Raw genomic sequence first — 20801 nt, 5'->3', positions numbered from 1 at the left:
CAAGCCGATCCGCGATCTCGGCGTGCAGGATGCCTATGCGGCCGCGCTCGAGCGCGACACGTTGCCGGCCTATGAGGAATTTCTCTCGGCCTATCCCAATGACCCCATGGCCAAGCGGGTGACGGTGATCGTGGCGGCACGCCGCGAAGCGATCACCTGGCGGCGGACCTACCGGACCGACTCGCGCGAGGCGTACTGGTCGTATCTGCGCCGCTATCCGCGCGGGCCGCACTGGGCCGATGCACGCCGTCGTCTGGTGATGCTGACCGCGCCGGTCGAGCCGCCGCCGAGCTTTGCGATGATCGACTATGACGTGCCGCCGCCGCCGCCGGCGGAGGTGGTCTATGTCGACCGTCCCGTGCTGTACTTCAGCGACCCTGATTTTGGCTTCCTGCCGCCACCGCCGCCGCCGGTCTATTTCTGCCCGCCGCCGCCGCCGGATTTCGTCGTGCTGCCGCCGCCGCTTCCCGTGGTCGGGCTGTTCGTGCTGCCGCAGCCGGTGTTCGTGCCGATCCCGGTGTTCGTGCAGCCGCCGGTCTATGTCGCGCCGCCGCCGAACAACATCATCTTCAACAACATCCACAACACCACCGTCATCAACACGGTGATCAATCAGCAGGCGCCGGTAACAGCGGCGGGTGATCCGGCGATTACCGCGACTGCGGCAGCATCCGGAAAGCCTCTCGGGGCAACGACAGCCGTGCCGCCGACCGTGATTCAGAAGGCTGCCCTGATCCGGGACAACAAGGCGCCGGTCCCCAACACGGTTTCGGTTGATCCGACAACGAAGGCGGGATCGGCAGCCTTTAAGGCAAGGAGCCAAGTCACGACGCGGACCGGCAACGCTGCAGCGGGAACTCCAACGGGCGCGCCCGGGACCGGCAACGCCGCGGCGAAGACGGGAGCTCAGGGCACAACGGTCACGGGAACGCAAGGCGCACCAGCGACCGGCGGTGCGGCGACCGGCAATGCCGCGACGAAGACGGGAGCTCCCGGCGCGCCGGTCACCGGCAATGCCACCGCGCCCACGGCCGGAGGCAAGGCCAATCCGGCGAATACGGCCACCGCGCCGAGCACGGCGGATACGAAGGCCGGTCCGCCGTCCAACCACTCCTTGCCCGTGCCCGGCCAGACCGCGCCCGCGATCAAGGGCGCGCCGCAGACAGGAACGGCGGCCGCGGGGACGTCTTCGTCGACATCCCCGACGAACCCCGCTGGTGGCTCTGGCGCCACCGCCAAACCCGGCAGCAGCTCTGAGCCTGCCAACGCCAAGCTCACGCCGCAGACGACGCCGTCAAACGCGCCGCCTACGGGAGGAGCGCGTCCGAACGTCCAGGAGCGCGCCAATACGATCAGTCCCGCGAACACGGCGAATACGGCCAATGCGCCGGCAAAGCCCGGGGAGACCAAGCTGACCCCGCCATCGCCGCCTGCGCAGTCGCACGCCAATGTGCAGCCGGTCGAGAAGCCGGCTCTGCGCGAGAAGCTGGCGGCGCCGCCGACGCAGGCCAAGCCGACCTCGCCGCCACCCCCTGTCACCCATGTTGCGCCGCCATCGCGGCCGACCCCGCCGCCGCGACCCCAGGCTGTGGCGAGGCCCACGCCGCCGCCTCCGCCGCCTCCGCCGCGTCCGGCCGCGCCCCCGCCGCGCGTGGCATCGCCTCCGCCGTCACGGCCCGCGCCACCACCGGTTGCAGCCGCAAGGCCAGCGCCACCGCCGGTTGCTCGACCGGCACCACCACCGCCGCCCCGGGTCGCCGCTGCGCCGCCGCGCCCGGCAGCTCCCCCGCGTCCTGCGGCGCCGGCGGCCAAGAAATGCCCGCCCAACCAGCCGAAATGCTAGGGATCAGGGTGGTATCAGGGGAAGGGGCCTTTCGCGGACCGTAAACGTCCCGAAAGGCCCTTATTTCCTTGCTTCTGGCCGAAATGGCGCTATACAGCGCGCCATCTCACACGGAAACATGGCTCACAAGGCCGTCCGGTGGCAGCCGGGGCGAGAACGCTCCGTTTTGCTCACACGTTTCCGGAGGAACCAACCGGAGAATTAGAACTATGGCGCTACCCGATTTCACCATGCGTCAGCTGCTCGAAGCTGGCGTGCACTTTGGTCACCAGTCTCACCGCTGGAATCCGAAAATGGCACCGTTCATTTTCGGGACCCGCAACAACATCCACATCGTCGATCTCGCCCAGACCGTGCCGATGCTGCACCAGGCCCTCCAGGCCGTCAGCGACACCGTTGCGAAGGGCGGCCGCATCCTTTTCGTCGGCACCAAGCGCCAGGCGCAGGACGGCGTTGCCGATGCTGCCAAGCGCTGCGCGCAGTACTTCGTCAATTCGCGCTGGCTCGGCGGCACGCTGACCAACTGGAAGACGATCTCGGCCTCAATCAAGCGTCTGCGTCACCTCGATGAGGTGCTGGCCGGCGGCGAAGCCAACTCCTACACCAAGAAGGAGCGCCTGACGCTGCAGCGCGAGCGCGACAAGCTCGACCGTTCGCTCGGCGGCATCAAGGACATGGGCGGCCTGCCCGACATGATCTTCGTGATCGACACCAACAAGGAAGACATCGCGATCCAGGAAGCCCAGCGGCTCAACATCCCGGTCGCGGCGATCGTCGACACCAATTCGGATCCGAAGGGCATCACCTATGTGGTGCCGGGCAATGACGACGCGGGCCGTGCGATCTCGCTCTATTGCGATCTCATCGCGCGTGCGGCGATCGACGGCATCTCGCGGGCTCAGGGCGATTCCGGCATCGACATCGGTGCATCGGCCCAGCCGCTCGCCGAGGACCTGCCGTCCACCGGCGGCTTCCAGGGCCTTGCCGGTCCGCGCGGCACGGCCGACGACCTCAAGAAGCTCCCGGGCGTGTCGGGCGCGATCGAGAAGAAGTTCAACGACCTCGGCATCTTCCACTACTGGCAGCTCGCCGAGCTCGACCACGACACCGCGCACAAGATCGGCGAAGAGGTCGGTCTGCCCAGCCGTGCGGACGCCTGGGTGGCCAAGGCCAAGGCGCTGACCGCGGAAGCGGAATAGTCAAAAAGAGCGATGGGTTGGCCGGTTATGTTCCGGCCACCATTTCAGTTGACGCGAATTCCTGAGATGGACCGCGGCGGGGCAATTTGAGTGCCACGCCGCGGCAAACCGGCAGGCAAGAAGGATTTTCAACGATGGCAACGATCACTGCTGCGATGGTCAAGGACCTGCGCGAGTCCACCGGCGCAGGCATGATGGACTGCAAGGCTGCGCTCACCGAGACCAGCGGCGACATGGAAGCGGCGCAGGACTGGCTGCGCAAGAAGGGCCTGTCCAAGGCCGCCAAGAAGTCCGGCCGCGTCGCGGCCGAGGGCCTGATCGGCGCGCTCACCAGGGGCCCCAAGGGCGTCGTGGTCGAGGTCAACTCCGAGACCGACTTCGTCGCCCGCAACGGCCAGTTCCAGGGCCTCGTCAAGATGATCGCCCAGGTCGCATTCGACGCGGGTGCGGACGTCGAGAAGATCAAGGCCGCCAAGGTCGGTGACGTCACGATCGAGGCTGCAATCAATGATGCGATCGCCACCATCGGCGAGAACATGACGCTGCGCCGCGCCGCCTCGCTCGAAGTGAGCCAGGGCGTGGTGTCGAGCTACGTCCATGGCGCGGTGATCGACGGCGCCGGCAAGATGGGCGTGATCGTGGCGCTGGAATCGCCCGGCAAGGCCGACGAACTCGCCGCGCTCGGCCGCCAGATTGCGATGCATGTCGCGGCCGCCAATCCGCTCGCGCTCGAGCCGTCCGGCCTCGATCCGGCGGTTGTGAAGCGCGAGAAGGACGTCCTTGCCGACAAATATCGTCAGCAGGGCAAGCCCGAGAACGTGATCGAGAAGATCGTCGAGTCCGGCCTGAAGACCTACTACAAGGAAGTCTGCCTGCTCGAGCAGGCCTTCATCCACGACACCGGCAAGTCGGTGGCGCAGGCGGTGAAGGAAGCCGAGGGCAAGGTCGGCGGCCCCGTGAAAATCGCGGGCTTTGTGCGCTATGCTCTCGGCGAGGGAATCGAGAAGCAGGAAAGCGACTTCGCGGCTGAAGTCGCGGCGGCCAGCGGCAAGAAGTAAACGCCGGAACGTTCCTTCCGGCGTGCCGCCGGAAGCGGCGGCCGGACGAGGAAAGTGCTCATGACTGATCCGGTCTACCGTCGCGTGGTGATCAAGCTGTCCGGCGAATACCTCGCTGGGCAGCAGGGGTTTGGCATCGATCAGCCGACCGTCGACCGGGTTGCCGATGACCTGATCGCTGCACGCCATCTTGGCACCGAGGTTGCGGTCGTGATCGGCGGCGGCAACATCGTGCGCGGCGTCGAGGTGTCCTCCCGTGGCGTGTCGCGGCCGACCGGCGACACCATGGGCATGCTTGCCACCATGATGAACTGCCTCGCGCTGGAGGCGGCAATCGAGCGCAAGGGCACGCCGGCGCGCACACTGTCGGCGTTCGTCATGCCCGAGATTTCCGAGCTGTTCACCCGCACTGCGGCGCACAAATATCTCGCCGAGGGTCGAATCGTGCTGCTCGGCGGCGGAACCGGCAATCCGTTCTTCACGACCGACACCACGGCAGTGCTGCGTGCCGCCGAGATCGGCGCGGAAGCGGTCCTGAAGGCGACCAATGTCGACGGCGTCTACTCGGCCGACCCGAAGAAGGATCCAACCGCCAAGCGATTCGACCGCCTGACGCATTCGCAGGCGATCGAGGGCGGCTACAAGGTGATGGATGCGACCGCCTTCGCGCTTGCCCGCGAGACGTCGCTGCCTATCATCGTGTTCTCGATCGCGGAGCCCGGTTCGATCGGCGCGATTCTGCGCGGCGTCGGCCACGGGACGATCGTCGCTGGCTGACGGCCCATCGGGCGTCCTCGGTGAGGGCGCGGGGCGCGGCGCCAGGTTTTTGAAGGAGAAGCGTGATGGCCACGGGTAATTTCGACCTCAACGAAGTGAAGCGCCGCATGCAGGGCGCCGTCCAGTCTCTCAAGCACGAGCTCGGTGGCTTGCGCACGGGGCGCGCCTCCGCCTCGATGCTCGATCCGGTCCAGGTCGAAGCCTATGGCAGCCACATGCCGCTCAACCAGCTTGCCACCGTCAGCGTGCCGGAGCCGCGGCTGATCTCGGTGCAGGTCTGGGACAAGTCGATGGTCAAGCCGGTCGAGAAGGCGATCGTCGATTCCAATCTCGGCCTGTCGCCCGCGACCGAAGGCCAGGTGCTGCGCCTGCGCATCCCCGAGTTGAACGAAGAGCGGCGCAAGGAATTGGTGAAGGTCGCGCATAAATATGCGGAAGCTGCCAAGGTCGCCGCACGCCACGTCCGTCGCGACGGCCTCGACGTCCTGAAGAAGCTCGAGAAGAACCACGAAATGTCGGAGGACGACCAGAAGCGTCACGCCGACGAGGTGCAGAAGGCGACCGACGGCACGATCACCGAGATCGACCAGTTGCTGGCGGCCAAGGAAAAAGAAATTCTCACCGTCTAGAGCAGCCTCTATGCCCAACGCCGCCGCGCCCGTCACGGAAGGACCCGACCGGTCCGAGGCGCCCGCGCATGTCGCCATCATCATGGATGGCAACGGGCGCTGGGCGGCTGCGCGCGGACTGCCGCGGGCCGAAGGCCATCGCCGTGGGGTGGAGGCGTTGCGCCGCGTCGTGCGTGCGTCGCACGAGCTCGGCATCCGCTATCTCACTATCTTCTCCTTCAGTTCGGAGAACTGGTCGCGCCCGGCGAGCGAGATCGGTGATCTCTTCGGCCTGTTGCGGCGCTTCATCCGCAATGATCTTGCGACCCTGCATCGCGATGGCGTCAAGGTGCGCATCATCGGCGAGCGGGAAGGGCTGGAAGGCGATATTTGCGCGCTGCTGAACGAGGCAGAGGAGCTAACGCGCGACAACACGCGGCTTACGCTCGTCGTCGCCTTCAACTACGGCTCGCGGCAGGAGATCGCGAAAGCTGCGCAGAAGCTCGCGCGCGAGGTTGCGGACGGCCGGCGCGATCCGGCCTCGATCGATGCCGAGGCGCTGGGCGCCCATCTGGATGCGCCTGACATTCCCGATCCCGACCTCATCATCCGCACCAGCGGCGAGCAGCGCCTGTCCAATTTCCTGATGTGGCAGGCCGCCTATAGCGAGCTCGTATTCGTGCCGATCCACTGGCCCGATTTCGACAAGGCCGCGCTCGAAAGCGCGATCGCCGAGTTTGCCAGGCGCGAGCGCCGTTTCGGCGGCCTGGTCGCGAAAACCGCCTCGTGAGCGAGCCCGACGCCGCACCGGCCGGCTCGGCGCCGGCCTCCAGCAATCTCGTGATGCGGGTGGCCGCAGCCATCGTGCTGGCGCCGCTCGCCATTGCGCTGGCCTATGCCGGCGGCTGGCTGTGGGCGTTTCTTGTCACCCTGGTGTCGATCGGACTGTTCGCGGAATGGCTGATGGTGGTGGGAGCGACGGCGGTCGCTTTGACCGGGACTGGGACGATCGTCCTCGCCATCATGGGCTTCTGTGTCGCCTTTGGCGCGCTCAAGCTTGCCGTCATCATCGGCTGCATCGGGGGCGCTGTGATTGTGTTGCTCGCCGGGGGCAAGCGGGTCTGGGCCGCTTCCGGTTTTGCCTACGCAGCGGCGGCGCTGCTCGCCTCGATCCTGGCGCGGCAGGATCCCGTCGATGGCTTCGCCGCGTTGATGTTCGTGCTGCTCGTGGTCTGGGCGACCGACATCGGAGGCTATTTCGCCGGCCGCGGCATCGGCGGGCCGAAGCTGTGGCCGCGCGTGAGCCCCAAAAAGACATGGGCCGGGGCGCTCGGCGGCTTCGCGGCGAGCCTCGTGGTTGCGGCGGGCTTTGCGGCTGGCGGGCTCGGAAAGGCGGTTCCGCTACTGCTTGTCAGCGCCATCCTGTCGGTGGTCTCGCAGCTCGGCGATCTCTTCGAATCCGCGGTGAAACGGCGCTTCGGTGTCAAGGATTCCAGTCACTTAATTCCCGGCCATGGCGGACTTATGGACCGTCTGGACGGCTTTGTCGCTGCCATCCTGATGGCATGGATTATCGGCTTCCTACGCCATGGTGTGCATAGCGCTGGAAGCGGTCTTATGGTTTGGTGATCAGATGAGCGCAGTTCCTTTGCGTAACAACAAGGCTGCGGCGGCTGCCGCGCGCAGCGTGACCGTCCTTGGCGCCACCGGCTCGATCGGTGACAGCACGATGGACCTCATTCGCGCAGCGCCCGAGCGCTATCGCGTCGAGGCGCTGACGGCGAACGGCAATGTCGCGGCGCTGGCAAAGCTCGCCAAGGAGTTTTCGGCGCGCTTCGTCGCCATTGCCGACACCTCCAAGCTTGCCGAGCTCAAGGCCGCACTGGCCGGGACCGGCACCGAATGTGGCGCCGGCGAAAGCGCGGTGATCGAGGCTGCCGCCCGTCCGGCCGATTGGGTGATGGCCGCGGTGAGCGGTGCGGCCGGACTGAAGCCGGCACTGGCTGCGGTCGATCGCGGCGCGCATGTCGCTCTCGCCAACAAGGAATGTCTGGTCTGCGCCGGCGATTTCTTCATGCAGCGCGCCGCCAAGGCAGGGGCCTGCATCCTGCCGGCCGATTCCGAGCACAACGCGCTGTTCCAGGCGCTGGGCTCGGGCAATCGCGACGAGCTCGTGCGCGTCATCATCACGGCCTCGGGCGGCCCGTTCCGGACCTGGAAGCCTGCCGATATCGAGCAGGCGACGCTCGAACAGGCCTTGAAGCACCCGAACTGGAGCATGGGCCAGAAGATCACGATCGATTCCGCCTCGATGATGAACAAGGGGCTCGAGGTGATCGAAGCGTCCTATCTGTTCGCGCTGACGCCGGACGAGATCGATGTCCTCGTTCATCCGCAGTCGATCATCCACGGCATGGTCGAGTTTTCCGATCGCTCGGTCGTGGCCCAGCTCGGCGCGCCCGACATGCGCACCCCGATCGCCCACTGCCTCGGCTGGCCCGACCGGATCAAGGGACCGGCGGCCAAGCTCGATCTGGCCAAGATCGGCCAGCTCACCTTCGAGGCTCCGGATTTCGATCGCTTCCCCGGGCTTCGCCTGGCCTACGATTCGCTTCGGACAGGGAAGGGGGCGACCACGGTCTACAACGCCGCCAATGAGGTCGCGGTGGCGGCGTTCATCGCCGGAAAGATCAGGTTCGGCGCCATTGCGCGGCTGGTCGAAGCCACGCTGGACGACTGGATTCGGGGCGGCAACCAAGCCCCTCTGACGTCCGCCGACGATGCCATCTCCGTTGACCATGTTGCGCGAAATAGAGCCGCCGCCCTATTGCCTCAAATTGCCTTAAAGGCATCCTAGATGGCTTGGGGCCAGGGCCTTACGGCGCTGGGTGAGAGAATCGATGTCTGATTTTTTTCTGCATAGTTTCAATACGTTGAGCCATGGGCTCCTTGGCTACGCGGTCCCCTTCCTGTTCGTCCTGACGATTGTCGTGTTCTTCCATGAGCTCGGCCATTTCCTGGTCGCGCGCTGGGCCGGCGTTCGCGTGCTGACCTTCTCGCTTGGCTTCGGTCCCGAGCTGGTCGGCTTCAACGACCGCCACGGCACCCGTTGGAAGATTTCGGCGATCCCGCTCGGCGGCTATGTCAAATTCTTCGGCGATGAGAGCGAGGCCTCGACGCCGTCAGCCGCGACGCTCGAGGCCATGACCCCCGAAGAGCGCGCCGGTAGCTTCCATCACAAGAAGGTTGGTCCCCGCGCGGCCATCGTTGCAGCCGGGCCGATCGCCAATTTCATCCTCGGCGCCCTGATTTTCGCGGGCATGGCCCTGTACTACGGTAAACCGAGCACGATCGCGCGTGTGGACGGTGTCGTGGCCGATGGCGTCGCCGCGGTAGCCGGTTTCAAAGTCGGCGACGTCGTCGTCCAGATCGATGGCAAGCCGATCGAGAGCTTTTCCGACATGCAGCGGATCGTTGCGATGAACGCGGGTTCCGCGCTGGCTTTCCAGGTCAAGCGGGACGGCGCCGTCGTGACGCTCAACGCGACGCCGGCGCTGCAGGAGCGCAAGGATCCCTTCGGCAACAAGCATCGCATCGGCGTGCTCGGCGTCGAGCATAAGTCGCAGGCCGGTGAAGTCTCGACCACGCCCGTCGGCTATGTCGAGGCCCTCAAGATCGGCGTCGAGCAGGTCTGGTTCATCATCTCCAGCACGTTCAAGTTCCTGGGCTCGCTGTTCGTGGGGACCGGCAATCCGGGCGAGGTGAGCGGTGTCATCGGCATCGCGAAGATGTCGGGGCAGGCGGCCAGCGCCGGGTTCCAATTCGTCATCAACCTCTGTGCCGTGCTGTCGGTCTCGATCGGCCTTTTGAACCTGTTCCCGATTCCGCTGCTCGATGGTGGTCACCTTTTGTTCTATGTGGCGGAGGTGGTGCGTGGGCGGCCGCTTTCGGAGCGGACTCAGGAGATGGGGTTCCGAATCGGGCTGGGACTTGTGCTGATGTTGATGGTGTTTGCGACCTACAACGACATCCTTCGGATGGCGGCATCGTGATACGGGCTTTTTTGTGACGTTGTTTTTAAGCAACGTCTTGGAACGAAATTGAAATTGCGGCGCGCGCGGCCGTTTGCGACGTCGGGGAAATTAGCTACAAGCGGCGTGAACTTGGGGAATCTCCCAGACCGGCTTTGGGGTTGGGTCTGGTACGGAATGATAAGGCGGCGTTGCGCATGAAGTTTGGACTGCGACTCCGGGGGGGCTTGCTCGCAACCCTGATCATGTTCGGCGCGCCGGTGGTTGCCCCGGTTGGGGCTGTTTTCGTGTCTTCGTCTGCGCTTGCCCAGACCGTCCAGTCGATTTCCGTCGAAGGAAATCGCCGTGTCGAGGTGGAGACGATCCGTTCCTATTTCAAGCCGGGCCCTGGCGGCCGCCTGGATCAGGCCTCGATCGATGACGGCCTCAAGGCGCTGATCGAGACCGGCCTGTTCCAGGACGTGAAGATCAACCGCGGCCCCGGTGGCAACATCATCGTTTCCGTGGTCGAAAATCCCGTGATCGGCCGCATTGCCTTCGAGGGCAACAAGAAGATCAAGGACGAGCAGCTCACCGCCGAGGTCCAGTCCAAGGCGCGCGGCACGTTCTCCCGCGCCATGGTGCAGTCCGATACGCTGCGAATCGCCGAGATCTATCGCCGCTCGGGCCGTTATGACGTGCGCGTCACGCCCGAGATCATCGAGCAGCCCAACAATCGCGTCGACCTCATCTTCACGATCGATGAGGGCGCCAAGACCTCGGTCAAGTCGATTGAATTCATCGGCAACAACGCCTTTTCGTCCTATCGCTTGCGGGACGTCATCAAGACTCACGAATCGAATCTGCTGAGCTGGCTGAGCAGCGGTGACATCTACGATCCCGACCGCGTCGAGGCCGACCGCGACCTGATTCGCCGCTTTTATCTCAAGCACGGCTTCGCCGACGTGCAGGTCGTCGCCGCGCTCACCGAATACGATCCGGAGAAGAAGGGTTTCCTCGTCACCTTCAAGATCGACGAAGGCCAGCAGTACCGCGTCGGCTCGGTCGAGTTCCGCACCAGCATTGCCAATTTCGACGCGAATGTGATGCGTAGCTACTCGCGCGTGAGCGTCGGCTCGCTCTACAACGTCGAATCGGTCGAGAAATCGGTCGAGGAGATGCAGATCGAGGCGTCCCGTCGCGGCTACGCCTTCGCCGTGGTGCGTCCCGGAGGCGATCGCAATTTTGAAGCGCACTCCGTGTCCGTCGTCTTCAACATCGACGAGGGCCCGCGCACCTATATCGAGCGCATCAACATCCGCGGCAATACGCGTACGCGTGACTACGTGATCCGGCGCGAGTTCGACATCTCCGAGGGTGACGCCTACAACCGCGCGCTGGTCGACCGCGCCGAGCGCCGCCTAAAGAACCTCGACTACTTCAAGACCGTCAAGATCACCACGGAGCCCGGCTCCTCCAGCGACCGCGTGGTCCTGATCGTCGATCTCGAGGAGAAGTCGACCGGCGACTTCTCGGTGTCGGGTGGTTACTCGACGACCGACGGCGCGCTGGCCGAAGTCTCGATCTCCGAGCGCAACCTGCTGGGCCGCGGCCTGTACGCCAAGGCGGCGGTGACCTACGGCCAGTATGCGCGCGGCTACTCGCTGTCCTTCGTCGAGCCCTATCTGCTCGACTACCGCGTCGCGCTGGGTCTCGACCTCTATCAGCGCACCCAGCTGTCCAACAGCTTCATCTCCTACGGCACCAAGACGCTCGGCTTCAGCCCGCGCCTCGGCTTCAGCCTGCGGGAAGATCTGGCGCTGCAGGTGCGCTACTCGGTCTACCAGCAGGAGATCACGCTGCCGTCCTATCTGGCGGACTGTAACAACAACCAATTCCTGGCTGATGGCGTGACGCCGAATCCGGCCTTCAACCCGAGCCCGGCCTTTGCCAATGCCAATGGCATCAGCCTTGCCTCGACCAACGGCCTTGGCTGCTACGCCAACGGCGAAGCCTCGCTGCCGGTCCGCAAGGAACTCGCGGGTGGCAAGACGCTGACCTCGGCGCTCGGCTACTCGCTGAACTACAACACGCTGGACAACAACAAGAACCCGACGGACGGTCTGCTCGTCGACTTCAAGCAGGACTTCGCCGGCGTCGGCGGCGACGTCACCTACCTGAAGACCGCCGTCGATGCGAAGTACTACCAGTCGCTGGTGTCGGATCTCGTCGGCCTCGTCCATCTCCAGGGCGGCGTGCTGACCAAGATCGGCAACAACGAGCTTCGCATGCTCGATCAATTCCAGATGGGCCCGAATCTGGTCCGCGGCTTTGCCCCGAACGGCATTGGTCCGCGCGATCTGAACCCCTTCGGTACGCAGGACGCGCTTGGCGGTACCAAATACTGGGGCGCTTCGCTCGAATTGCAGATGCCGTTCTGGTTCCTGCCCAAGGAAGTGGGTCTGAAGGGCGCGGTCTACGCCGACGCCGGCGGCCTCTACGACTACCAGGGTCCGACGACGTGGCTGGCGACCAACGAATTGACCACGACGAAGAACTCGAACTGCATCCCGTCGACGATCAATCCGGCGACGCCCGGGACCTGTACCGGTCTGGTGTTTGACAACGGCAACGTGGTGCGCTCGTCGGTCGGTGTCGGTCTGATCTGGGCCTCGCCGTTCGGACCGCTGCGCTTCGACTACGCGGTGCCGCTCACCAAGGGCAAGTATGACCGTGTGCAGGAGTTCAGGTTCGGCGGCGGCACCTCGTTCTAATTCGAGCAGTAGGGCATGATCCGGATGAATTGATCCGGTTTGCGTGAGGATCGTGCCCGATCCAACAGATGAAGCATGATGCGGTCAGGCCGCATCATGCCCAAGCCGGACCGCGATGGAGTGGAATGGCGCAGCCAACCTTCTTCAGGAAGCCGCCTGCCTCAGCGCTGGCTGACATTGCCACGCTGACGAAAGCGCAACTGGTCGACCCCTCGCGGGGCGGCCACGTCATTACGGGCCTCGCTTCGCTCGACGAAGCCGGCCCGATGCATCTGACGTTCTTCGACAATCTGAAATATGCCGATCAGCTCAAGGCGACCAAGGCCGGCGCCTGCCTGGTGAGCCCGCGCTTCGAGGCCCGGGTGCCCGCGCATGTGGCCGTGCTGCGGGTGGCGCAGCCGTTCCGCGCCTTCGTCGGGATCGCGCGGGAATGGCACGGCGATGCGCTCCGGCCGCAATCCTGGGTCGGCAATGACGGCATCGCGCCGTCGGCCATCATCGATCCCACAGCGCGGCTCGAGGACGGCGTTATCGTCGATCCCCTGGCCGTCATCGGTCCGGACGTCGAGATCGGCACCGGCACCGTGGTCGGCGTAGGGGCAGTGATCGGCCCCGGCGTCAAGATTGGCCGTGATTGCAATGTCGGCGCCCGCACCGCCATCCAGTGCGCCCTGATCGGCAACAACGTGCTGATCCATCCGGGCTGCTCGATTGGCCAGGACGGCTACGGCTTCATCTTCTTCGGTCCCGAGGGCCATCTGAAGGTGCCCCAGACCGGACGGGTGCTGATCCAGAACGACGTCGAGATCGGCGCTGGTACCACCATCGACCGCGGTAGCTTGCGCGACACCGTGATCGGCGAGGGCACCAAAATCGACAATCAGGTCCAGATCGGCCACAATGTCACCATCGGCCGACACTCCCTGCTGGCGGCCCAGATCGGGCTCGCCGGTAGCCTGACGATCGGAGACAACGTGGCGCTGGGAGCAAAGGTTGGCATCAACAATCACCTCAAAATCGGTGATGGGGCTCAGGTCACCGCGATGAGCGGCGTCAAGGACGATATCCCGGCAGGCGGACGTTGGGGCGGTTTCTTTGCCAAGCCGACCAAGCAGTGGTTCAAGGAGATCATCGCGGTGGAGCGTCTGGTGCGCGACAGCAAGGCCGATCCGAAGGACGAGGGGCGGGAATGACTGAGGAAGCACCGATCAGGTTCGAGCTGGTGGACATCAATGCGATTCTGCGCACGCTCCCACATCGCTTCCCGATGCTGCTGATCGACCGGGTGATCAACATCCGGACCGACTACAGCGGCATCGGCATCAAGAACGTCACCTTCAACGAGCCCGCCTTTCAGGGACACTTCCCGGAGCGGCCGGTTTACCCGGGTGTCATGATGATCGAAGCGATGGCGCAGACCGCGGGCGTGATCGGCATCACGTCGGTCGAGGGCACCGAGAAGCCGCGGGCGGTGTATTTCCTCACCATCGACAAGTGCAAATTCCGTAAGCCCGTGCTGCCGGGCGACACCATCGAGTATCACATGCGTTCGCTGGGGCGCCGCAAGACGATGTGGTGGTTTCACGGCGATGCCAAGGTCAACGGCCAGGTCGTCGCCGAGGCCGATGTCGGCGCCATGCTGACGGATTGAGCGCTGGGGCGCTATCACGCGCGTCACGCTTCTTAATCCACGAGATGAAGTCGTTCACGCGTCGGGGCGGCCGCTTCGGGCGACACTTGAAACACGCCGAGATGATACGTCACTGGACAGATCGGGCAAAGTCGCGCTAACCACCGGAAAACCCAGCGACTTCAACACATAATCAGACCTTCTTGATGAGTAAGATTGATCCCACCGCACGGGTGGAAGACGGCGCCGTGATCGGCGAAGGCACCGAGATCGGGCCCTATTGCATGATCGGCCCGAACGCAGTGATCGGGACGAACTGCAAGCTGATCGGGCAGGTCACTGTCATCGGCCACACCTCGATCGGGGACGGCTGCGTGATCTCGCCGTTCGCCGTGCTCGGCGGTGCACCACAGGATCTCAGCTACAAGGGCGAGCCGACGAAGCTCGAGATCGGTTCGGGCTGCACCATCCGCGAAGGCGCCACGATGAATGTCGGCACCATCAAGGGCGGCGGCCTGACGCGGGTCGGCAACGACGGCTACTTCATGAACAACAGCCATGTCGGCCATGACTGCATGGTCGGCAACAACGTGATCTTCGCGACCTCGGCGACGCTCGGCGGCCACTGCGAGATCGGCGACGCCGTCTATATCGGCGGCCTGTCCGCGGTGCATCAGTTCACGCGGATCGGTCCGCAGGTGATGGTCGGCGGCCTCTCGGGCGTGCGCGACGACGTCATTCCGTTCGGGCTGATCAACGGCCAGTACGCGGTGCTGGAAGGCCTCAACATCATCGGCATGAAACGGCGCAAGTTCACCAAGCAGCGCCTCGCGACCGTTCGCGCGTTCTATCAGCGGCTGTTCCATGGCCCCGGCATGTTCGCCGAGCGGCTCGAAGCGGTGCAGTCGCTCGCCGGCGCGGATCCCGCGATCGCCGAGATCCTCGGCTTCATCGGCAAGGGCAAACGCCCGCTCTGCCTTCCCGCCATCGCGAAATGACGCGAGGATGGCCGCCACCATGACGTCAGCGGCTCCCGAGATTGCCTCTCCCGTCGGCGTCGTCGCAGGCGGCGGCGCCATGCCGTTCGCGGTCGCCGAGTCGCTCGCCGCGCGCGGCATCACGCCGGTATTGTTTCCGCTGCGCGGCGCTTGCGATCCGGCGCGGGTGGCGCAATTCCGCCATCGCTGGATCTCGGTCGGCCAGCTCGGCCGCGCGATGCGGTTGTTTCGCGAGGAGGGCTGCCGCGACCTCATCTTCATCGGCACATTGGTGCGGCCCTCGCTCTCCGAGATCCGGTTCGACATCAAGACGCTGCGGCTGCTCGGCAGCGTCATCCGGGCCTTTCGCGGTGGTGACGATCATCTGTTGTCCGGCGTCGGGCGCCTCCTCGAGCAGGACGGATTCCGCATGGTCGGCATCAAGGACGTCGCGCCCGACCTCCTGATGCCCGAGGGCTGCATTACGCGGGCGTGGCCGGCCGATAATGCCAAGGCCGACATCGAGCGCGGGCGCGCAGTGCTGGCCGCGCTCGGGCCGTTCGACATCGGCCAGGCCGCGGTGGTGATCGACGGCCATGTTGTTGCTGTCGAGGACATCGAGGGGACCGACGCGCTGCTCGCGCGTGTCGCGCGGTTGCGCGAGGAGGGGCGCATCCGTGCTGCCATCGGCCGCGGCGTGCTCGTGAAGGCGCCGAAGAGCGGGCAGGACCTACGCTTCGACCTGCCGACGATCGGCCCGCGCACCATCGCGGGCGTCGCCGCCGCAGGGCTCGCCGGCGTCGCCGTCATCGCCGGCAACACCATCGCCGCCGAGCCGCAGGCGATGATCGAGCTTGCCGACGCAAAATTTGTTTTCGTCATGGGCCTGTCCGCGTGATGCAGGGGCGGAATCCAGAACGAAAGATATTCCTGATCGCGACGGAGGAATCCGGCGACCGGCTCGGCAGCGCGCTGATGAAGGTGCTGCGCCAGCGGCTCGGCGATGGCGTGCAGTTCGAGGGCGTCGGCGGCCGCACCATGGCGCGCGAAGGCCTCAACTCGCTTTTTCCGATCGAGGAGCTGTCGATCGTCGGCTTCGCCGCCGTCTTGCAGCAATTGCCGAAGATTTTGCGGCTGATCCGCGAGACCGCAGATGCCGTGACGGAGGCCGCGCCCGACGCGCTCGTCATCATCGACAGCCCCGATTTCACGCATCGCGTCGCGCGCCGTGTCCGCGCGCGCAATCCCGCGATCCCGATCGTCAATTATGTGTCGCCATCGGTGTGGGCCTGGCGGCCGGGCAGGGCACGCGTCATGCTCCGCTATGTCGATCACGTGCTCGGCCTTCTGCCGTTCGAGCCGGAGGAGTACCGCAAGCTGCGCGGGCCGCCATGCAGCTATGTCGGCCATCCCCTGATCGAGCAGCTGCCGTCGCTGCGGCCGAATACCGAGGAGCAGAAGTGCCGCGATGGCGAGCCGCCGGTGCTCCTGGTGCTGCCCGGCAGCCGGCGCAGCGAGATCAGGCATCATCTCGAGGTGTTCGGCGCCGCGCTCGGCCGGTTGCAGGCCGAAGGGCGCGCGTTCGAATTGATGCTGCCGACCATGCCGCATCTGGAAGCGACGGTGCGCGAGGGCGTAGCGAACTGGCAAATCAAGCCGCAGATCGTGGTCGGTGAAGCCGAGAGGCGGGCCGCCTTCCGCATCGCCCACGCGGCGTTGGCGAAATCCGGCACGGTGACGCTCGAGCTTGCGCTGTCGGGAATTCCGATGGTGACGGCATATCGCGTCGGCGCGGTCGAGGCCTTCATCCTGCGCCGGGCGATCCAAGTCTCCTCGGTCATCCTCGCCAATCTCGTGATCGGCCGCGACGTGATCCCCGAATTCCTGCAGGAGAACTGCACGCCGGAAAAACTCGCGCAGGCGCTCGAAGAGGTTCTGACGGAGTCGCCGCTGCGGAGGCAGCAGGTCGAAGCCTTCGCCGAGCTCGACACCATCATGTCGACCGGCAACAAATCGCCGAGCGTGCTCGCCGCCGACATCGTGCTTGCGACGATGCGGAAGGGACGGACGTTGCGCTAAGCGCCGGCTCTCAAATCGTAGGGTGGGCAAAGCGAAGCGTGCCCACCAATTTCGGATAGCTGTGTGGATCGATGGTGGGCACGGCACTTCGCGCCTTTGCCCACCCTACTGACATGACGGTGTCAGCAGCCGGCGAGGATGATCACAACCGTAATCGAAACGCTGCGAGGGGCTTGCTGATGGCACGATACCGGCTGCATTGCGTGGGGGCGTCCGGCAATTCGTTCAAGGTCGCCCTCTTTCTCAACTGCGCCGGGATCGACTGGGAGCCGGTCGGCGTCGACTTTGCCGGCGGCGAGACCCGCGACGCGATTTGGCGTCATGAGACCAACCAGATGGGCGAGATCCCGGTGCTCGAGGTCGAGGGGCGGTATTTGAGCCAGTCGGGTGCGATCCTGCTGTGGCTCGCCGAGACCCATGGCGTGTTCGGTCCGTCGAGCGCGGAGGAGAGGTTCGAGACAGCGCGCTGGCTGCTGTTCGACAACCATAAGTTCACCGGCAATTTTGCTGCTCACCGGGTGCTGCAATCCATGACGCCGGCGCTGCTGCATACGGACGTGCTGGCCTACATGAGAGCGAGGGTTCAGAGCGCCTTTTCGATCGTCGACGAGCATCTCGCCAACCGGCGTTTCATCCTGGGCGACCGGCCGACGATCGTCGATTTCTCGCTCGTTGGATATCTGTACTACCCGGTCGAGGAAACGGGCTTCGATCTTTGCACGGCTTTCCCGGCGATCGATGCGTGGCGCGCGCGCATCGCGGCCCTGGCGGGCTGGCGGCCGCCCTATGAGATGATGCCGGTGGGAAACTCATTGCCGGTGGTCCGGTCCGCGACCGCAACCTTACGCTCATAGGCGGGCGGACAGGCTCATCCGAACATACGCATGTGCAAAACGAAAACGGCGCCACCGCATGGTGACGCCGCTTCGTTTGGCCTTGAGGCCGATCTTACTTGCGATCGCCGATCGGCACGTAGTCGCGCTTGGGGACGCCGGTGTAGAGCTGACGCGGGCGGCCGATCTTCTGCTGCGGATCCTCGATCATCTCGCTCCACTGGCTGATCCAGCCGACGGTGCGGGCGACCGCGAACAGCACGGTGAACATCGAGACCGGGAAGCCCATCGCCTTCAGCGTGATGCCCGAATAGAAGTCGACGTTCGGGTAGAGCTTGCGGTCGATGAAGTACTGGTCGCTGAGCGCGATCTTTTCGAGCTCCAGCGCCACCTTCAGCATCGGATCGTCGCCATGGCCGGTCTCCTTGAGCACGGCGTGACACATCTTCTGCATGATCTTGGCGCGCGGATCGTAGTTCTTGTAGACGCGGTGGCCGAAGCCCATCAGGCGGACTTCGCTGTTCTTGTCCTTCACCTTGGCGATGAATTCCGGGATCTTGTCCACCGTGCCGATGCCGTAGAGCATGTTCAGCGCGGCCTCGTTGGCGCCGCCATGCGCCGGGCCCCAGAGGCAGGCGATGCCGGCCGCGATGCAGGCGAACGGGTTGGCGCCCGAGGAGCCGGCGATGCGCACCGTCGAGGTCGAGGCGTTCTGCTCGTGGTCGGCGTGCAGGATGAAGATCTTCTCCAGCGCGTCGGCGAGAACCGGGCTGACCTTGTAGTCCTCGCAGGGCACCGCGAAGCACATGTTGAGGAAGTTCTCGGCGAAGCCGAGCGAGTTCTTCGGATACACGAAGGGCTGGCCGACGGTGTACTTGTAGGCCATTGCGGCCAGCGTCGGAATTTTCGCGATCATGCGCATCGAGGCGATCATGCGCTGCTTCGTATCGTTGATGTCGGTGGAGTCGTGGTAGAACGCGGCGAGCGCGCCGACGGCCGCCACCATGATCGCCATCGGATGGGCGTCGCGGCGGAAGCCCTGGAAGAAGCGGGCCATCTGCTCGTGCACCATCGTGTGATGGGTCACGCGGTAGTCGAAGTCCTTCTTCTGGGCCGCAGTCGGCAGGTTTCCGTAGAGCAGGAGATAGCAGGTCTCCAGGAAGTCGCCGTGCTCGGCGAGCTGCTCGATCGGATAGCCGCGGTATTCCAAGACGCCCGCGTCACCGTCGATATAGGTGATCTTGGACTGGCAGCTCGCGGTCGAGGTGAAGCCGGGGTCGTAGGTGAACAGGCCAGACTGGCCGTAGAGCTTGCCGATATCGACGACATCAGGCCCGATGCTGCCGCTGAGGATCGGGAGATCGTAATTCTTGTTTCCGACCGTCAGCGTAGCGGTCTTATTGCTTGGTTTTGCGTCCATCGTAGGTCCCCGATGTATGGTGAAACGGGCCGGACCCGGAGACCCCTGAGATGATGGGGCTGGCCGGATATTCCAGAAGGTACGGGTGAGATGGGTATATTATTGCTGTGTGCGCTGCAAGATCGCCGCGCACGTGGTCGACTTACGTCGTAGCCTGATCCTCGAGCCGGCCGAGGCTCTCCTGGCATCCCAGGACGTCCAAAACCTCGAAAATTCCGGGCGAAGTCGTCCGTCCCGTCAGCGCCGCCCGCAGCGGCTGGGCGACTGCGCCGAGCTTGAGACTATTTTCCTCCGCGAAAATGCGCAGCGCAGCTTCAGTAGAGGCCGCGCTCCACGTCTCGACTTTTTCCAGCGCGGAATGAAGCAGGCCGATCAATTTGCGGTTTTCGCTCGTCAATAGCGCCGCCGCCTTGGCATCAAGCTCAAGCGGCCGGTCGGCGAAGATGAAATAGGCGCCATCGATCAGCTCGATCAGTGTCTTGGCGCGCTCCTTCAGCGCCGGCATGGCCTTGAGCAGCTGCGCGCGCGTGGTGTCGTTTAACTTGGCCTTAAGCTCGCCCCGACCAGGCACGTAATCCAGCACGTCCTCGAACATCTTCACGAGTGATTGATCGTCGGCGTTGCGGATGTAGTGGCCGTTGAGGTTCTCCAGCTTGGCGAAATCGAAGCGGGCGGCGGCGCGGCCGACGCCAGAGAGGTCGAACGCCGCGATCATCTCCTCGGTCGAGAAGATCTCCTGGTCGCCATGGCTCCAGCCAAGGCGGACGAGGTAATTGCGCAGCGCGGCGGGCAGATAGCCCATCGCACGGTAGGCGTCGACGCCGAGCGCGCCGTGGCGCTTGGACAGCTTTGAGCCGTCCGGGCCGTGGATGAGGGGGATGTGCGACATGCTCGGCAGCGCCCAGCCCATCGCATCGTAGATCTGCTTCTGGCGCGCGGCGTTGATCAGGTGATCGTCGCCGCGGATGACGTGGGTGACGCCCATGTCGTGGTCGTCGACCACCACCGCGAGCATGTAGGTCGGTGTGCCATCGCCGCGCAGCAGGACGAGGTCGTCGAGGTTCTCGTTCTGCCAGACCACGCGGCCCTGGACCTGGTCCTCGATCACGGTCTCACCGGTCTGCGGCGCGCGCAGCCGGATCGTCGGCTTCACGTCGCTTGGCGCCGCCGCCGGATCACGGTCGCGCCACATGCCGTCATAGAGGCGGGTGCGGCCTTCCGCGCGCGCCCTCTCGCGCATCGCGGCGAGCTCCTCGGCCGTGGCGTAGCAGCGATATGCCTTGCCGTCGGCGAGCAGCCGCTCGGCGACCTCGCGATGACGGGCGGCGCGGCTGAACTGGTAGATGACGTCGCCGTCCCAGCCAAGCTCCAGCCATTTAAGGCCGTCGAGGATGGCCTCGATCGCCTCCTTGGTGGAACGCTCCCGGTCGGTGTCCTCGATCCGGAGCAGCATCTTGCCGCCGTGCTTCTTCGCATAGAGCCAGTTGAACAGCGCCGTGCGGGCGCCTCCGATATGGAGGAAGCCGGTCGGCGAGGGGGCGAAGCGCGTGACGATTTGAGGTGTGGTCATTCGATAACGAGCTGGGACGGTAA

The 20801-nt window shown here is 65.0% G+C and carries 18 protein-coding genes; 16 read left to right on the top strand and 2 right to left on the bottom strand.

Annotated features, from left to right (window positions below; translation table 11 throughout):
* The 16 genes from AXW67_RS22955 to AXW67_RS22880 form a co-directional block, all read left to right on the top strand.
* Positions 1 to 1843 (top strand): caspase-like domain-containing protein (locus AXW67_RS22955; RefSeq protein ID WP_245315684.1); only part of this gene is annotated, 1843 nt, incomplete at its 5' end.
* A 209-nt stretch (positions 1844 to 2052) separates the two neighbouring features.
* On the top strand, positions 2053 to 3042 hold the full coding sequence (locus AXW67_RS22950; RefSeq protein WP_027550678.1) for a 30S ribosomal protein S2: 990 nt from the start codon (positions 2053 to 2055) through the stop codon (positions 3040 to 3042).
* Between the two features lie 134 nt (positions 3043 to 3176).
* Complete coding sequence (gene tsf, locus AXW67_RS22945; RefSeq protein ID WP_063679667.1) at positions 3177 to 4100, top strand: translation elongation factor Ts; 924 nt, start codon at positions 3177 to 3179, stop codon at positions 4098 to 4100.
* Positions 4101 to 4160: 60 nt separating this feature from the next.
* Positions 4161 to 4877, top strand: coding sequence for a UMP kinase (gene pyrH, locus AXW67_RS22940; RefSeq protein WP_027550680.1), 717 nt, complete (start codon positions 4161 to 4163; stop codon positions 4875 to 4877).
* Positions 4878 to 4942: 65 nt separating this feature from the next.
* Positions 4943 to 5506 (top strand): ribosome recycling factor, encoded by a 564-nt coding sequence (gene frr, locus AXW67_RS22935; protein ID WP_063679666.1) that lies wholly within the window; start codon positions 4943 to 4945, stop codon positions 5504 to 5506.
* A gap of 10 nt (positions 5507 to 5516) precedes the next feature.
* Positions 5517 to 6275 carry an isoprenyl transferase gene (locus AXW67_RS22930; protein ID WP_027550682.1) on the top strand — a complete coding sequence of 253 codons (759 nt, stop codon included), beginning with the start codon at positions 5517 to 5519 and terminating at the stop codon, positions 6273 to 6275.
* Complete coding sequence (locus tag AXW67_RS22925; protein ID WP_145927797.1) at positions 6272 to 7114, top strand: phosphatidate cytidylyltransferase; 843 nt, start codon at positions 6272 to 6274, stop codon at positions 7112 to 7114. Before AXW67_RS22930 ends, AXW67_RS22925 begins: the two co-directional genes overlap by 4 nt.
* Before the next feature lie 4 nt (positions 7115 to 7118).
* Entirely contained in the window at positions 7119 to 8342 is a 1224-nt protein-coding gene (gene dxr, locus AXW67_RS22920; protein ID WP_027550684.1) for a 1-deoxy-D-xylulose-5-phosphate reductoisomerase, read from the top strand.
* 43 nt (positions 8343 to 8385) lie between these two features.
* On the top strand, positions 8386 to 9537 hold the full coding sequence (gene rseP / locus AXW67_RS22915; protein WP_027550685.1) for an RIP metalloprotease RseP: 1152 nt from the start codon (positions 8386 to 8388) through the stop codon (positions 9535 to 9537).
* A 176-nt stretch (positions 9538 to 9713) separates the two neighbouring features.
* A complete protein-coding gene (gene bamA / locus AXW67_RS22910) occupies positions 9714 to 12269 on the top strand; it encodes an outer membrane protein assembly factor BamA (protein ID WP_063679665.1) in 2556 nt (851 codons plus the stop codon).
* Positions 12270 to 12394: 125 nt separating this feature from the next.
* Positions 12395 to 13462, top strand: a complete 1068-nt coding sequence (gene lpxD, locus AXW67_RS22905; RefSeq protein WP_063679664.1) for a UDP-3-O-(3-hydroxymyristoyl)glucosamine N-acyltransferase — start codon at positions 12395 to 12397, stop codon at positions 13460 to 13462.
* The gene (gene fabZ / locus AXW67_RS22900; RefSeq protein ID WP_027550688.1) at positions 13459 to 13920 is read left to right on the top strand and encodes a 3-hydroxyacyl-ACP dehydratase FabZ; all 462 of its coding nucleotides are present in this window, start codon (positions 13459 to 13461) and stop codon (positions 13918 to 13920) included. The genes lpxD and fabZ overlap by 4 nt, the downstream gene beginning before the upstream one ends.
* A gap of 185 nt (positions 13921 to 14105) precedes the next feature.
* A complete protein-coding gene (gene lpxA / locus AXW67_RS22895) occupies positions 14106 to 14897 on the top strand; it encodes an acyl-ACP--UDP-N-acetylglucosamine O-acyltransferase (protein WP_027550689.1) in 792 nt (263 codons plus the stop codon).
* A gap of 19 nt (positions 14898 to 14916) precedes the next feature.
* A complete protein-coding gene (locus AXW67_RS22890; protein ID WP_063679684.1) occupies positions 14917 to 15774 on the top strand; it encodes an LpxI family protein in 858 nt (285 codons plus the stop codon).
* Complete coding sequence (gene lpxB / locus AXW67_RS22885) at positions 15771 to 16955, top strand: lipid-A-disaccharide synthase (RefSeq protein WP_145927795.1); 1185 nt, start codon at positions 15771 to 15773, stop codon at positions 16953 to 16955. The genes AXW67_RS22890 and lpxB overlap by 4 nt, the downstream gene beginning before the upstream one ends.
* Positions 16956 to 17026: 71 nt before the next feature.
* Positions 17027 to 17809: a glutathione S-transferase family protein gene (locus AXW67_RS22880; protein WP_245315683.1), complete on the top strand. Its 783-nt coding sequence runs from the start codon at positions 17027 to 17029 to the stop codon at positions 17807 to 17809.
* A 94-nt stretch (positions 17810 to 17903) separates the two neighbouring features.
* Here AXW67_RS22880 and gltA read toward each other — a convergent pair whose 3' ends face one another.
* Positions 17904 to 19208, bottom strand: a complete 1305-nt coding sequence (gltA, locus tag AXW67_RS22875; protein WP_063679661.1) for a citrate synthase — start codon at positions 19206 to 19208, stop codon at positions 17904 to 17906.
* Positions 19209 to 19350: 142 nt separating this feature from the next.
* Positions 19351 to 20778 (bottom strand): glutamate--tRNA ligase, encoded by a 1428-nt coding sequence (gene gltX, locus AXW67_RS22870; RefSeq protein ID WP_063679660.1) that lies wholly within the window; start codon positions 20776 to 20778, stop codon positions 19351 to 19353.
* Positions 20779 to 20801: the final 23 nt, after the last annotated feature.

It is taken from the genome of Bradyrhizobium neotropicale (assembly GCF_001641695.1).
GTDB classification, from domain to species: domain Bacteria; phylum Pseudomonadota; class Alphaproteobacteria; order Rhizobiales; family Xanthobacteraceae; genus Bradyrhizobium; species Bradyrhizobium neotropicale.
The sequence above is the reverse complement of the archived record's forward strand: the minus strand, read 5'-3'. Positions and strand labels throughout refer to the sequence as shown.

Coding starts and splice junctions, on each gene's coding strand:
- gltX (WP_063679660.1), bottom strand. CDS start 20,778: ATGACCACACCTCAAATCGTCACGCGCTTCGCCCCCTCGCCGACCGGC.
- pyrH (WP_027550680.1), top strand. CDS start 4,161: ATGACTGATCCGGTCTACCGTCGCGTGGTGATCAAGCTGTCCGGCGAA.
- AXW67_RS22890 (WP_063679684.1), top strand. CDS start 14,917: ATGACGTCAGCGGCTCCCGAGATTGCCTCTCCCGTCGGCGTCGTCGCA.
- tsf (WP_063679667.1), top strand. CDS start 3,177: ATGGCAACGATCACTGCTGCGATGGTCAAGGACCTGCGCGAGTCCACC.
- gltA (WP_063679661.1), bottom strand. CDS start 19,208: ATGGACGCAAAACCAAGCAATAAGACCGCTACGCTGACGGTCGGAAAC.
- lpxD (WP_063679664.1), top strand. CDS start 12,395: ATGGCGCAGCCAACCTTCTTCAGGAAGCCGCCTGCCTCAGCGCTGGCT.
- AXW67_RS22930 (WP_027550682.1), top strand. CDS start 5,517: ATGCCCAACGCCGCCGCGCCCGTCACGGAAGGACCCGACCGGTCCGAG.
- AXW67_RS22950 (WP_027550678.1), top strand. CDS start 2,053: ATGGCGCTACCCGATTTCACCATGCGTCAGCTGCTCGAAGCTGGCGTG.
- lpxA (WP_027550689.1), top strand. CDS start 14,106: ATGAGTAAGATTGATCCCACCGCACGGGTGGAAGACGGCGCCGTGATC.
- frr (WP_063679666.1), top strand. CDS start 4,943: ATGGCCACGGGTAATTTCGACCTCAACGAAGTGAAGCGCCGCATGCAG.
- dxr (WP_027550684.1), top strand. CDS start 7,119: ATGAGCGCAGTTCCTTTGCGTAACAACAAGGCTGCGGCGGCTGCCGCG.
- AXW67_RS22880 (WP_245315683.1), top strand. CDS start 17,027: ATGGTGGGCACGGCACTTCGCGCCTTTGCCCACCCTACTGACATGACG.
- fabZ (WP_027550688.1), top strand. CDS start 13,459: ATGACTGAGGAAGCACCGATCAGGTTCGAGCTGGTGGACATCAATGCG.
- bamA (WP_063679665.1), top strand. CDS start 9,714: ATGAAGTTTGGACTGCGACTCCGGGGGGGCTTGCTCGCAACCCTGATC.
- rseP (WP_027550685.1), top strand. CDS start 8,386: ATGTCTGATTTTTTTCTGCATAGTTTCAATACGTTGAGCCATGGGCTC.